Source organism: Roseomonas sp. 18066, assembly GCF_902706185.1.
GTDB lineage: Bacteria > Pseudomonadota > Alphaproteobacteria > Acetobacterales > Acetobacteraceae > Pseudoroseomonas.
The window spans coordinates 1-13,458 of sequence record NZ_CACSJM010000026.1 but is presented as its reverse complement, the minus strand read 5'-3'; the positions used below and the strand labels follow the sequence as shown (position 1 = coordinate 13,458).

At 73.0% G+C, this 13,458-nt stretch carries 12 protein-coding genes; 7 read left to right on the top strand and 5 right to left on the bottom strand.

Annotation, left to right across the window (positions count from 1 at the left end; genetic code table 11):
- Positions 1-11 precede the first annotated feature (11 nt).
- From pbpC to GVN67_RS07710, 3 genes are all read left to right on the top strand, one after another.
- Positions 12-1,940, top strand: a complete 1,929-nt coding sequence (pbpC, locus tag GVN67_RS07720) for a penicillin-binding protein 1C (protein ID WP_159994467.1) — start codon at positions 12-14, stop codon at positions 1,938-1,940.
- Positions 1,941-2,218: 278 nt separating this feature from the next.
- Positions 2,219-3,439: a hypothetical protein gene (locus GVN67_RS07715; protein ID WP_159994465.1), complete on the top strand. Its 1,221-nt coding sequence runs from the start codon at positions 2,219-2,221 to the stop codon at positions 3,437-3,439.
- Positions 3,440-3,727: 288 nt separating this feature from the next.
- A complete protein-coding gene (locus GVN67_RS07710) occupies positions 3,728-5,821 on the top strand; it encodes a methyl-accepting chemotaxis protein (protein ID WP_159994463.1) in 2,094 nt (697 codons plus the stop codon).
- Positions 5,822-5,827: 6 nt separating this feature from the next.
- Here the strand turns inward: GVN67_RS07710 and vapC are convergent, their stop codons facing one another.
- Together vapC and vapB are read right to left on the bottom strand one after the other, a co-directional pair.
- Positions 5,828-6,235: a tRNA(fMet)-specific endonuclease VapC gene (gene vapC / locus GVN67_RS07705; protein ID WP_159994461.1), complete on the bottom strand. Its 408-nt coding sequence runs from the start codon at positions 6,233-6,235 to the stop codon at positions 5,828-5,830.
- Complete coding sequence (gene vapB, locus GVN67_RS07700) at positions 6,235-6,456, bottom strand: type II toxin-antitoxin system VapB family antitoxin (RefSeq protein ID WP_159994459.1); 222 nt, start codon at positions 6,454-6,456, stop codon at positions 6,235-6,237. The genes vapC and vapB overlap by 1 nt, the downstream gene beginning before the upstream one ends.
- Positions 6,457-6,720: 264 nt before the next feature.
- Here vapB and GVN67_RS07695 point away from each other — a divergent pair, with 264 nt between their 5' ends.
- On the top strand, positions 6,721-7,629 hold the full coding sequence (locus tag GVN67_RS07695; protein ID WP_200845164.1) for a glutathione S-transferase family protein: 909 nt from the start codon (positions 6,721-6,723) through the stop codon (positions 7,627-7,629).
- Positions 7,630-7,666: 37 nt separating this feature from the next.
- On the opposite strand, the gene GVN67_RS07690 is transcribed toward GVN67_RS07695, so the two are convergent.
- Positions 7,667-8,272: a TetR/AcrR family transcriptional regulator gene (locus tag GVN67_RS07690; protein ID WP_235035105.1), complete on the bottom strand. Its 606-nt coding sequence runs from the start codon at positions 8,270-8,272 to the stop codon at positions 7,667-7,669.
- Between the two features lie 183 nt (positions 8,273-8,455).
- Between GVN67_RS07690 and GVN67_RS07685 the strand changes: the two genes are divergently transcribed.
- From GVN67_RS07685 to GVN67_RS07675, 3 genes are read left to right on the top strand one after another with little or no spacing between them, the layout of a single operon-like run.
- Positions 8,456-8,947: a (2Fe-2S)-binding protein gene (locus GVN67_RS07685; protein ID WP_159994457.1), complete on the top strand. Its 492-nt coding sequence runs from the start codon at positions 8,456-8,458 to the stop codon at positions 8,945-8,947.
- Positions 8,944-9,933, top strand: a complete 990-nt coding sequence (locus tag GVN67_RS07680; RefSeq protein WP_159994455.1) for a xanthine dehydrogenase family protein subunit M — start codon at positions 8,944-8,946, stop codon at positions 9,931-9,933. The genes GVN67_RS07685 and GVN67_RS07680 overlap by 4 nt, the downstream gene beginning before the upstream one ends.
- Positions 9,930-12,233 (top strand): xanthine dehydrogenase family protein molybdopterin-binding subunit, encoded by a 2,304-nt coding sequence (locus GVN67_RS07675; protein WP_159994453.1) that lies wholly within the window; start codon positions 9,930-9,932, stop codon positions 12,231-12,233. The genes GVN67_RS07680 and GVN67_RS07675 overlap by 4 nt, the downstream gene beginning before the upstream one ends.
- Here GVN67_RS07675 and GVN67_RS07670 read toward each other — a convergent pair.
- Together GVN67_RS07670 and GVN67_RS07665 are read right to left on the bottom strand one after the other, a co-directional pair.
- Positions 12,230-12,781 (bottom strand): OmpA family protein, encoded by a 552-nt coding sequence (locus GVN67_RS07670; protein WP_159994451.1) that lies wholly within the window; start codon positions 12,779-12,781, stop codon positions 12,230-12,232. The genes GVN67_RS07675 and GVN67_RS07670 overlap by 4 nt on opposite strands.
- On the bottom strand, positions 12,781-13,458 hold a 678-nt coding region (locus GVN67_RS07665; protein ID WP_159994449.1), incomplete at its 5' end, for a hypothetical protein. The genes GVN67_RS07665 and GVN67_RS07670, both read right to left, overlap by 1 nt.

Below are 13,458 nucleotides of genomic sequence, written 5' to 3'. Positions count from 1 at the left end.
TTTTGTTTTGTGTGTTTGCTTCTGTTCTCGATCGCGTCTTCCCGCCTGACCTGTCGCGGGTCGACGCTGCCGCCCGGGTGGTGGTCGATGCCCAGGGCCGCACCTTGTCCGTCCTGCCGGCGCCTGGCGGTGTCTGGCGGGTGGAGACGACGGCCAGCGACGTGCCGCCGCATCTGATCGATCTGCTGATCGCCGCCGAGGATGCGCGTTTCGCCCGGCATCCCGGGGTGGACCCGATCGCGCTGGCGCGGGCCTCGGTGCAATGGGCGCGAGCGGGCAGGGTGGTCTCCGGCGGGTCGACGCTGTCGATGCAGGCGGCGCGGCTGCTGGAGCCGCGGCCGCGGACCTTGCGGTCCAAGCTGATCGAGATGGCCCGCGCGCTGCAGCTGGAGGCGCGCTACGGCAAGGCGGGCGTGCTGCGGATCTGGCTGACGCTGGCGCCGATGGGCGGCAACCTGGAAGGCGTCCGCGCCGGCGCCCTGGCCTGGTTCGGGCGAGAGGCGCGCAACCTGGACCCGGCGCAGTCGGCGCTGCTGGTGGCGGTGCCGCGGCGGCCGGAGGCGCTGCGCCCCGATCGCCATCCCGAGGCCGCCCGGGTGGCGCGGGACCGGACGCTGCTGGTGCGGGCCGCCTCGGCCGATGGCATCTCGGCCGCCGACCGGGCGCTGCTGGCCAGCGACGTGCCGTCGGAGCGGCGGGCGATGCCGGCGCTGGCGCCGCATCTGTCGCGGCAGGCGGCGCGGGAGGGTGCGTCGCGCACCACGCTGGACGCGCCGTTGCAGCGGGCGCTGGAGGCGATGCTGGATCGCGCGCGGGAGGGGTTGCCGGGACGGGTCTCGACCGCCGCGATCGTGGCCGACCTGCACACGCGGGAGATCCGCGCCCTGGTCGGCGGCGCCTGGGGCGAGGAGGCGCGGGCGGGGGCGCTGGACCTGACGCAGGCGGTGCGGTCGCCGGGCTCGGCGATGAAGCCGCTGCTCTATGCGCTGGCCTTCGAGGATGGGGTGGCGCGGCCGGACAGCCTGCTGGACGATGCGCCGATGCGCTTCGGCGGTTACGCGCCGGAGAATTTCGACCATGGCTTCACCGGCCGGGTCACCGCGGCCGAGGCGCTGCGCAAGTCGTTGAACATGCCGGCGGTGCTGCTGCTGGACCGGATTGGGCCGTTGCGCTTTGCCAGCGCGATGAAGCGGGCCGGCGCCATTCCGCGGCTGCCGCCGGGGGCCGAGGCGACGCTGCCGCTGGCGCTGGGCGGTGCGGGCGTCACGCTGCGCGAGGTGGTCAGCGTCACCGCCATGCTGGGCGATGCCGGGCGCGCGGCGCCGCTGCGCTGGCGGGTGGACGACGTGGCGGGGATGCCGGCGGCGCCGGTGCTGGCGCCGCGGGCGGCGGCGCAGGTGGCGTCCATCCTGACGCGGGGCTTTCCGGGCGGCGGCCCGTCCGGGGTGGCGTGGAAGACCGGTACCTCCTGGGGCGGGCGCGACAGCTGGGCGCTGGGCTTCGATGCCGGGCACGTGGTGGGGATCTGGGTCGGGCGGCCGGATGGCACGCCGATCCTGGCCGAGACCGGCGGCGCCACCGGCACGCAATTGGCGCTGCCGCTGCTGGCCCGGGCGTTTTCGTTGTTGCCGGCGGCGCCCCGGGCGCAGCCGCTGGTGATGACGCGGGCCGGTGCGGTGCGGAACCTGGCGGCGCCAGCGCTCGGCAACCGGCTGCGGCTGGTGTTTCCGGCGCCGGGCGCCAGCATCAGCGACGGGCCGGTGACGCTGCGCGCCGCGGGCGGGCAGCGGCCGCTGACCTTCCTGGTGGACGGGATGCCGCTGGAGGGCACGCCGGCGCGGCGCGACACCGCCTGGATCCCGCAAGGGCCCGGGCATTACCGGGTGACGGTGCTGGATGCCGAGGGCGCCACGGCGACGGCGGCGGTCCGGGTGCATTGAGGCCGGCGGCGGCGGAGAGCATTTCGGTGCTCGAGGCTTACTTTACATAAGATCTCTTATGCATGTCGAGCGAGGAGGCCGGCGCACGCCTGGCCGGCGCTCCGGCCGGGTTTTTGGGAGCTGGCGATGCCGCCGGGCCCTGCCCTTCGCCGTCGGTCTTCGCAGCGGTGTGATGCCTCCCCGGGGTCGCGCCCCCTCAAGGCTTCCGCGGCCGCGTGTTAATCCTTCGGGTGGTCCAGACAGCGAACCGGCCGCGGCAGGAGAATCCCAGGACGATCATGGCGCATGACGCAGGCACCGATGTCGGGATCGATCCGCGCGCCCGGGCGCTGGCCTGTGTCGTCGGTGGCCGCCTGCATGTCAGGTGCTTCGGCTGGAGGCGGAGCACAAAAGGCATTGCCGCGATGGGCATCGATCGCGACGGCGCGGCGCACCGCCTGTCCGAAGAGGCGGATGCAGGCTCTGCCGCTGCCCTTCTGGACGGGCTGGAGGCCCAGTTGTCCGCCCGGATGCGCGGCAGGACAGCCTCCTGCGCCTTCAGGATCGATAGAGCTTTTCTCCTCGATCCGGCGGTGCTCTACCGGTCCATGCACCTGGTCTTCCCCGATGAGGCGGCCACGAAGCTGCCCTGGGCGACGCGGGACACCGGGCTGGACTGCCTGATGCCGGCCACGGTCGAGGAATACCGGGCGTCCATCAGCTTCGAGCGGCTGCGGCACAGGGATCCGGGAACTGTTCGCTTTTCAGCACGGCAGGTGGTGATGGACCACCGCGGCAGGCTGGACGACATCGATCCCGACCTGCTCGGCTATATCGTGAACTCGTTCGTCATCTATGTTTACAAGACCATCGAACTGAAGGAGCCCGGCGGCGACATCGTTTCTGCGGAGACGATCGATTTCGTGTTCCGGGCGATATCCCGCATGCATGAGGGCGTTGTCGGCATTCGGACGGACAAGGACCACCTCTTCATCTCCGTCCAGACCTGCCTCTGGCATTTCCATGTGCACAACGGTGAATATCCGGATGCCGCGCGCTGCGCCGAGAATATTTTCAATGCCTATCGGAACGCGATCCGCTTCGATGTGTCTCACGGGTATAATTACTGCCTGTCCATTCTCGTCTTCGGCATCTTCCGTCTGGCCCAAGGCGCCGATGCCGTCGCGGCCGCCGCTTTCGACATCGTCATCGAATCGTTTCGCCGCTCGGTCGCGCTCGATACCCGCATTGCCAGCTGGTTCGCCGAACTGGCCGACAGCCATCGCGCGGCGCTTTCCGCCCTGCGCCTGCTCAAGAGCCTCAAGGACGGCGAGGTGATGACCGACATGGCGCTGCTGGAGGCCGTGAAGCCCGGCCTCCGCGTCCGGGGCGATGACTTCCAGGACCAGGTCGCCGGCGCCATCCGATACTTCGTCGCGTCGGGCCGGATGGAGGGCGCCGCGACGTCCCCAGCCAGCGCCGGCGCGCCGATATCGAGCGGGCAGAGCGGCTCGCCCTGATCCCGGCCGGCGATGATCACCATCCTCCCGCATTCTGCGGCGATCCCCCCTCGCCGCTTTTTATCGGCGGGCACAACCTTGGCGTGCCCTGCCGATGACAAGCACACCTCTGCATGAATTCCTGTAGCTGACGCATAAATCGCAAAGGCAGGGCGCATCTTGCTGACCAGCGCTCGATCCTATCGAGTCGACCGAGATTTCCCTCTCGTCCATTCGCAACTTGGCAAGAATTGGCTGGGCAGGTGGCCGGCACACGGCTTTTCTCTCGCAGCAGGACGGACACCGCCCATGCGCCATCTTTCCATCCGGGCCGCGCTCGGCGGCCTCATCCTGGCGCTTGGCCTGCTGGCCATCGTGCTCACCGGCTACGAGGCCAGCGCCGCCTGGCAGGCCCGCCAGGCCGCCGACCGCACCCAGAGCTCGGTCGCCGTCACCGACCAGCTGTTCCGCAACCTGCAGGCGCTGCGCATCGAGCGCGGCACCGGCCTGTCCGCCCTGCTCGCCGCCAACCCGGCCAGCGAGGTCGAGATGACCCTGCTGGCCCGCCAGCGTGACCTCGGCGAGGCCGCCTTCGCCGCCGGCGCGGCCGCTTTGGCACGGCTCGACACCACCGGCCTCGCCGAGCCGCTGGCCCGCGTCACCGCCGCCCGCCAGGCGGTGGTCCAGCTGCGCCCCGGCGTCGAGGCGGCGATGCGCCAGGCTGCCGGCCAGCGCGCGGCCGGCCTCGCGGCCAGCTGGCCCGCCACCACCCAGGCCTATCTCGATGCCGTCGCCGCGCTGAGCGACCGGATCGAGGCCGGGCTGAAGCTGTCTGATCCGCTGGTCGGCCAGCTGCTGGTGGCCAAGCAGGCCGCCTGGACGGTGCGCGCCACGCTCGGCGGCAATGTCGTGCTGCCGGTGCAGAACGCGCTGGCCGCCGGCAAGCCGGCCGAGGCCGCGGTGCTCGCCGCCGTCACCGGCGCCCAGGGCCGCGTCGCCCAGGCCTGGGCTGCGGTGCTGGACACGGCCGGCATCCCCGGCATGCCCGCCAGCCTGCGCCCGGCGCTGGCCGCGACCCAGCCGGTGATTGCCGGCGCCCTGGCCGAGGACCGCGCCCGGGCCCTGGCCGCCATGGCCGGCGGCGCCCTGCCGGCGATCGCCTTCGCCGAATTCCGCGACAGCCAGACGGTGGGCCTCGGCACCGTCGTCGCCTTCGCCAACGAGGCCATGGCGGCGGTCGTCGCCCATGCCGCGCTGCAGGCCGAGGCGGCGGCGCGCTGGTCGCTCGGCATGGCGGCGCTGTTCGTGCTCAGCCTGGTGATGGGCGTCGGCGGCTTCCTCTTCACCGGCCGCCGGGTCAGCGCGCCGATCCGCGCCATGGCCGCCGCGATGCGCCGCCTGGCGGAGCGCGACATGGGCGTCGCCATCCCCGGCGCCGGCCGCGCCGACGAGATCGGCGCCATGGCCGCCGCCGTGCAGGTGTTCCGCGAGACCATGGCGACCGCCGACCGCCTGGCCGCCGAGCAGGCCGCCGAGCGGGCCGGCAAGGAGCGCCGCGCCGCCGCGGTCGCTGGGCTGGTCGGCCGCTTCGAGACCCGGGTGGGCGAGATGGTGGGCGTGCTGTCCTCCGCCTCGACCGAGCTGGAGGCGACGGCGCGCTCGATGTCCGACATCGCCGCCCGCACCGACGGCCAGGCGGTGGAGGTCAGCAACGCCGCGGTGCTGGCCAGCGGCGGCGTGCAGACGGTGGCCTCGGCGGCCGAGGAGCTGACCGCCTCGATCAGCGAGATCAGCCGCCAGGTGGCCCAGGCTTCCGAGGTGGCGGCGCGCGCGGTCGACAATGCGCGGCAGACCGACACCACGGTGCGGGCCCTGGCCGAGGGCGCCAGCCGGATCGGCGAGGTGGTCGGGCTGATCACCTCGATCGCCGGCCAGACCAATCTTCTGGCCCTCAACGCGACGATCGAGGCGGCGCGCGCGGGCGAGGCCGGCAAGGGCTTCGCGGTGGTGGCCTCCGAGGTGAAGAACCTGGCCGGCCAGACCGGCAAGGCGACCGAGCAGATCAGCGCCCAGATCGCGCAGATCCAGACGGCGACGCATCAGGCGGTGGCGGCGATCCAGGGCATCACCCTGACCATCGACGAGGTCAGCCAGATCACGGTCGCCATCGCCGCCGCGGTCGAGGAGCAGAGCGCCGCCACCGGCGAGATCGCCCGCACCGTGCAGCAGACCGCCCAGGCGACCGATGCGGTGACGCAGAATATCGGCGCCGTCAGCCGCGGCGCCAACGACACCGGCGCCGCGGCGTCCCAGGTGCTGAGCGCGGCCGCCGACCTGTCGCGGCAATCGGAGCAGCTGACCGGCGAGGTCAACAGCTTCACCGCCCAGGTCCGCGCCGCCTGACGCCGGTCAGGGGGCGGCGAGCCAGTCCTCGGACCGCAGCCCCTCGACCCGGCGGAACGCGCCGAGGTCGCCGGTGATCACCACCAGCCCGCGGCTGCGGGCATGGCCGGCGATCAGCAGATCGTAGGGGCCGATGACGCTGCCCTGCCGCTCCAGCACGGCGCGGATCTCGCCGGCATGGGCGGCGGCGGCGTCGTCGAAGGGCAGCACCACCAGCCGTTCGGCGAAGCGCTCGACCTGACGGCGGTTCTCCGACGCGCGGGCCGAGCGCGCCGCGCCATGGAAGAGCTCCTTCAGGGTGATGGCGCTGATGCAGAGCGCCTCGGCCTCGGCATTGAAGCGCGGGCGCAGCCCCGGCGGCCGGTCGCGCAGCACCCGGATGCAGAGAGTGGTGTCCAGCATGTAGCGCAGCATCAGAAGGCGTCGCGCACCTGCGGCGGTGGCTGGTCGCGCGGGCCGAGGTCGGCGCCGGGCGCCTCGAAGAAATCGTCCCACAGCGCATTGGCCGGCACCACCACCCGGCGGGCGCCGTCGCGCAGGATGGCGACCTCGCGCACGCTGTCGGGGAAGGCCACGTCCTTGGGCAGCCGCAGCGCCTGGCTGCGGTTGTTCAGGAACAGCGCGGTGCGGGTCATGCGCGGCCTCCATCAGCGTGGGATATACGTCTTGTATATACGGCGCCGCGGCGGGTTTCAACGGAAAGCCCCCTCGCCCTGCGGCGCTGCGCAGCCGCGCCCTGTCGGGCCGCATCGGCCGCAGGCCGCTGCGTCAGCTTTATTTCCTCACCTGGCAGTTCTTGTGTCTGCTGGTCGGTGACGCCGGCTTCGGCATGGTCGTGCTGGTCCAGGCGATCTTCGCCCTGAAGATCGCCGCCTTCTCGGGGCCAAGGCCCGGCGGCCATGTCAGAAATCTTTCCGACGAAGTCGCGCGCGACCTGGATGTCGGTGGGCTACAGCCTGGCCGTCGCCATCTTCGGCGGCTTCGCGCCCCATATCGCCACCTGGCTGATCGGCGCGGCCGGCTCGCCGCTGTCGCCGACCTGCTACCCGATCATCGCGGCCATCGCCTCGACCCTGGTCCTCTACCGCCTGCGCGAGACCGCCCACACGGCGCTGCGCGGACCCGGGCGATGCCGCCGCGCTGACTTGAGCGCGGCGGCCACCTCGGGCAGGGTCGCCGGCATGACCGCGCCCCTCCGCCTGCTCGGCAAGGCTTCCTCCATCAATGTCCGCAAGGTGCTCTGGACCTGCGCCGAGCTCGGCATCGCCTGCGACCGCGAGGATTGGGGCAGCGGCTTCCGCCCGCTCGACACGCCCGCCTTCCAGGCGATCAGCCCGCACGGGCTGGTGCCGGTGATCCAGCTGGCGGACGGCAGCTTTCTGCGCGAATCCAACACCATCTGCCGATACCTGGCGGCGGGCTCGGCGCTGCTGCCGGAGGGTCCGCTGGCCCGCGCCCGGGTCGAGCAATGGATGGACTGGCAGGCGACCGAGCTCAACAGCGCCTGGCGCCTGCCTTTCCTGGCGCTGGTCCGTGGCGACCCGGCCTTCGCCGAGCCACGGGCGCTGGAAGCCGGCATCGCCGCCTGGAACCGGCAGATGGCGCTGCTCGACCAGCAGCTGGCGACGACCGGCGCCTATGTCGCCGGGGCCAGCTTCACCCTGGCCGATATCGTGCTGGGGCTTTCGGCCAACCGCTGGCGGATGACGCCGATGCCGCATCCGGCGCTGCCGGCGCTGGCCGCCTGGGAGGCCCGGCTGGCACGGCGCCCCGGCCACCGCGCCCATGCCGCCAATGGCATCCCCTGACAGGATCGGCCGCTGACGGACTGTTCCTGAAAGATTTCTACCCGACGGTGGCGCCCTGGCGCATGCCGGCGACCAGCAGGTCCAGCACCCGCCCCGAGCGTGCCCGCCACTCGACGCTTTCCGGCGCGGCATAGATGCCGTTCAGCGCGTGCAGCACATCGGCCAGCTCGATATCGCCGCGGATCCGGCCACTGGCCTTGGCCGCGCCCAGCAGCCGCTCGACCATGGCGGGAAAGCCGCTCTTGCTGGCGGCCAGCAGCTCGGGCCGCTCGCGCAGCAACGCCTTCAGGCTTTCGCCCAGGCCCCGCTTGGTCGCCATCATGTCCAGGCTGCGGTGCATCCAGCGCGCCAGCGCCTCGTCGGCCGGCAGCCGCGCCGCCAGCTCCTCGGCGGCGGCATAGAGCGCCTCGCTCTCGCGCTGATAGACGGTGGCGATCAGCGCGTCGCGGGTCGGGAAATGCCGGTACAGCGTGCCGATGCCGACCCCGGCGCGGCGGGCGATCTCCTCCAGCGCGGCATTCACCCCACGCTCGGCGAAGAGCTGCGCCGCCTCGGCCAGCAGCTTGTCGCGGTTGCGCCGCGCATCCGCCCGCAGCACCGGGGCCGCCGCCCCCCCCATCACGCCCGCGCCAGAACCCTTCAAAACCGACACTCCATTCCCGCCCGCCCTTGACGGGCGACGGTCCAAGCCTTAGCTCCTCACGCAAGCGGAGGCATCCTCCGTTTACGTCCCTTGCCCCATTAATTGCATTATCTGTCCGATCGGAGGGTCTGTCATGCCTGTCCTCCTGCAAACCCGCCATAACCCTGCCCGGGGCGTGGCCCGATGAGCCCCCCCCGGCCCCTCACCCTGATCATCAATGGCGAGCCGCGCGCCCTGCTGGTGGAACCCCGCACGACGCTGCTGGATGCATTGCGCGAAAATCTGGACCTGACCGGCACCAAGAAAGGCTGCGACCACGGCCAGTGCGGCGCCTGCACCGTCCATGTCGATGGCGAGCGCGTGCTGGCCTGCCTGACCCTGGCGCACCAGGTCGAAGGTGCGCGCATCGCCACCATCGAGGGCCTGGCCGGCCCGGACGGCACGCTGCATGCCGTGCAGAAGGCGTTTCTCGCCGAGGACGCCTTCCAGTGCGGCTACTGCACCCCCGGCCAGATCATGTCGGCGGTGGCCTGCATCCGCGAGGGCCATGCCGGCTCGCCGGAGGAGATCCGCGAGTTCATGGCCGGCAATCTGTGCCGCTGCGGCGCCTATCCGCATATCGTCGCCGCCGTGCAGCGCGCGGCCCAGGCCCTGGAGCAGGAAGCGCTGCCATGATGGACTTTTCCTATATGCGGCCCGCCAGCCTGGAGGCCGCGGGCGCTGGCCTGGCCTCCGGCGGCACCCTGCTGGGCGGCGGCACCGGGCTGCTCGACCTGGCCCGGCTCGGCATCGCCCAGCCGCAGGCGGTGATCGACCTGACCCGCCTGCCCGGCCTCGACCGCATCGAGGTCACCGGGACCGAGGCCCGGATCGGCGCGCTGATCAAGATGAGCCGGCTGGCGGCGCATCCGGCGATGCGCGCGGCGCTGCCGGCGGTGGGGCAGTCGCTGCTGGCCTCGGCCTCGCCGCAGATCCGCAACATGGCGACCATCGGCGGCAACCTGCTGCAGCGCACCCGCTGCGCCTATTTCCGGGATGCTTCTTTCGGTTCCTGCAACCGGCGCAACCCGGGCAGCGGATGCGCTGCGATCGGCGGGGTGACGCGGGGGCATGCGCTGCTCGGCACCTCGGCCCATTGCATCGCGACCCATCCGGGCGACCTGGCGGTGGCGCTGGTCGCCCTCGACGCGGTGGTCGAGACCTGGTCGCCGGACGGCCCGCGCGCGCTGTCGATCCATGATTTCTTCCTGGCGCCCGGCGCGACCCCTGAAAAAGAGTTCGCGCTGGCCTCGGGCGACATCGTCACCGGGCTGCGCATTCCGCTGGCCCCGGCGGCGCAGCGGGCGCGCTACGTCAAGCTGCGCGACCGCGCTTCCTATGAATTCGCCGCGGCCAGCATCGCCGCCGGCCTTTCCCTCACCGATGACGGCCGGGTCGCGGATATCCGCATCGCGCTGGGCGGCGTCGCCACCATCCCCTGGCGCGCCCGGGCGGTGGAGGCGGCGCTGCGCGGCCAGCGCCCCACCCCCGCCGCCATCGCCGCCGCCGCCGCGCTGGCCATGCGCGAGGCCGAGCCGCAGCACGACAACCGCCACAAGCTGGCCCTGGTCCCCGCCCTGATCGAACGGACACTGACAGAGATGATCGGAGACGCCGCATGAGCCCGCTCGACGCCCCGGTGAAGCGCGGCGGCGCCGGCGACGGATTGCCGGTGCTGGGCGCGGCGCTGTCCCGGCTGGACGGCGTCGCCAAGCTGGAGGGCAGCGCCCGCTTCGCCCTCGACCAGCCGGTGGAGGGGCTGGCCCATGCCGTGCTGGCCCGCGCCAGCATCGCCGCCGGAAGGCTGCTGCGCATCGACACCGCCGCCGCCGAGGCTGCCCCCGGCGTGCTGGCGGTGCTGACGCCGCAGAACACGGCGCCGCTGGCCGCCGCCTCGAGCTGGACCGGCGCGGCGCCGGCACGGCCGCATTACCGGCCGCTGGACGCCGCCATCCGCCATCACGGCCAGCAGGTCGCCGCCGTGGTGGCCGAGACGCTGGAGCAGGCCGCCGAGGCCGCCCGCCTGCTGGTGATGCATTACGAGAAGGCGCCCGCCATCACCGGCCTCGACGACCCCTGTGCCGGCGACGGCACGCCGATCGACATGCTCAGCAAGTCCTGGGGCGATGCGGCGGCGGCCCTGGAGAAAGCCCCGGTGCGGCTGACCCTGGAATACCGCACGCCGCGCGAGTTCAACATGCCGATCGAGCCGCATGGGCTGATCGCGCAGTGGGAGGGCGACGAGCTCACGCTGTGGGAGCCCAGCCAGTGGCTGGACGGCATGGCGCGCACCTATGCCGAGTGGTTCGGGCTGCGCTTCGACCAGGTGCGCATCATCTCGCCCTATATCGGCGGCGGCTTCGGCTCCAAGGCGCTGGCCCTGCCGCATGGCGCCATCGCGGCCCTGGCAGCACGCCAGCTGGGCAGGCCGGTGAAGCTGGCGCTGACCCGCAGCCAGACCTTCACGGGGCTTGGCGGCAGGCCGGCGACGCGGCAGGTGCTGGAGCTCGGGGCCACCGCCGGCGGCCGGCTGCTGGCCATCCGCCAGCGCGGCTGGAACGAGACGTCGATGGATGCCGTCTCGGTCGAGCCGCTCGGCTCCGTCACCGGCCTGATGTACGCCCTGCCGCATTTCGACAGCCGGCAGAACGTCGTCCCCGTGCACACGGTGCAGCCCGGCGCCAAGCGGGCGCCGGGCGAGAACCCCAGCGCCTTCGGCCTGGAATCCGCCATCGACGAGCTGGCGCATGAGGTGGGCCAGGACCCGCTGGCGCTGCGGCTGCTGAACTATGCCGAGCATGACCACTCGAGTGGAAAACCCTGGTCGACCCGCAAGCTGCGCGAGGCGCTCGCCGCCGGCGCCGTCGCCTTCGGCTGGGACCGACGCGATCCCACGCCGCGCTCGATGCGCGACGGCCACCAGCTGATCGGCTGGGGCATGGCGGCCGGCACCTACCCGGTGCGGCGCACCGCCGGCGAGGCGCTGGTCGGCATCCTGGCCGATGGCAGCGTCGAGGTCGCCAGCAGCACCGCCGACATGGGCACCGGCGCGCATACCATCCTGGCGCAGACCGCCGCCGAGGCGCTGGGCCTGCCGATCGGGCGGGTGCGGGTGCTCCTCGGCGATTCCCGCCTGCCACGGGCGCCGGTCACCGGCGGCTCGCAGATGGCCGGGCTGATGACGGGCGCGGTGCACAAGGCGGCGCTGGCGGCGCGCGAGGCGCTGATCGAGCTGGCGCTGTCCGACCCCCGCTCGCCCTTGCGCGGCAGCGGCGCCAACACGCTGCGGCTGGAGGGCGGCCTGCTCGTCGCCCCCGACGGCGCCGCCTGTGACATCCCCAGCGTGCTGCAGGCCACCGGCCGCGCCCGGGTCGAGGCGCTCCGCGACACGCTGGCAGAGAACCGGCTGAAGCCCGAGGACCACTACCGCAACTTCACCACCGTCTCGACCATGCGGGCGCCGACCGATGGCGACTATTCGATGCATTCCTGGTGCGCGCATTTCGTCGAGGTGGCGGTGGACGAGGCGCTGCAGACCATCCGCCTGCGCCGCGTCGTCTCGGCCTTCGACTCAGGCCGGCTCTACAACCCGAAGCTGGCGGCCAGCCAGTGGAAGGGCGGCATCATCATGGGCATCGGCCAGGCGCTGCTGGAGGAAGGCCTGGTCGACCATCGCCACGCCCGGCTGATGAACGACAACCTGGGCGACTACCTGCTGCCGACGAACGCCGACATCCCGGAGATCGAGGTGATCGATGTGGGCGAGCCGGACCCCCATGCCTCGGCGCTGGGCGGCAAGGCGGTGGGCGAGCTCGGCATCGTCGGCGTGGCGCCCGCCATCGCCAACGCCCTGTTCCACGCGACGGGCAAGCGGCTGCGCAGCCTGCCGCTGACGGCGCATCGGCTGGCGGAGGCGGGCTAGCTGCCGGCGGGCGGCGCCGCGGCGGTCTCCCAGCCGATCATCAGGTCGACGCGGCGGTTGACCGGCTGCGGCCCGTTCTCCTGCCCGCTGGCCTCGCGGGCGCCGCGGCCTTCCAGCGCGATCAGCGCCGCCGGCACGCCGAGCGCGACCAAGGCGCGCGACACCGCCTCGGCCCGGCGCCAGGCGATCTGCTCGTCGGTGTCGCGGCCGCGCTGCTCCTGGGCATGGCCGGTCAGGCGGATGCGCGGCGGCCGGCCGGACCAGGGGCGGTCGCCGGGGGCCGGGTCGGCGCGGACCGGCGGCGGGCCGGCCTGCCAGTCGCGCTCCTCCTCCCAGACCCGCACGGCGCCGGCCAGCAGCATGCGGCAGCGCGCGTTCAGCGTCAGCGAGCCGCGGTCGAAATAGCAGCTCTGCGCATAGGGCGCCGGCGTCGCCAGGGCGGGCGTCGCCAGGGCGGGCGTCGCCAGGGTCAGCGTCGCCAGGGTCAGCGTCGCCAGGGCGGGCGTCGCCGCCGTCGCGACCAGCAGGAAGAAAGCCGGCGCGCGCATCAGGCGGAGGGGATCAGCACCAGGTTGAACAGCCCGGTCGGCGCCAGGTCGATGCCGCGCAGGTCGGTCACCGGCTGCGGGCCCAGCAGCTCGGCCACGCGGCGGCGCGCCTCGACCACGGCGCGGCGCACCGGGCCGGCGCCGCGGGTGACCGCCAGCCCGCCGATCGGGCCGCGCCCGTCCCAGGTCAGCCGGTCGGTCCAGGCTTCCCGGTAAGGCTTGCCGTCCCATTGCTGGCCGCAATCGCCGCGGGTCCGGGCGAAGCTGACATGGACGCGGATGCCGCCCTGCCCGTCCGCCTGCAGCCGGTTCTCCAGCGCGGTCTCCGAGGTGCATTGCATCGTCTCCTGCGCCGAGCGGCTCTCGATGCCGATGATGCGCAGCCGCTCCTCGGCGTCGCAGCCGATGAAGACCACCAGGCGCTGGGTGATGCCGGTGCCGGTATTGCCCTCCATCGAGGCGGCGACCACCTGGCGCCCGCCCATGGCGACGACGCGCAGCCGCCCGGCGGTGCCCATCGGCCGCGGCAGGATGATCTCGGTCTCCGGCGCGCCGGGGCCGCGGAAGCCCAGATGCAGCACCTTCTCCGGCGCCGTCTCGATCACCCGGGCGCGCAGCCGCCAGGGCGCGCCGCCCTGCAGCAGCCGCGCGGTCAGCGGCGGCGGGGCGGCCGGGGT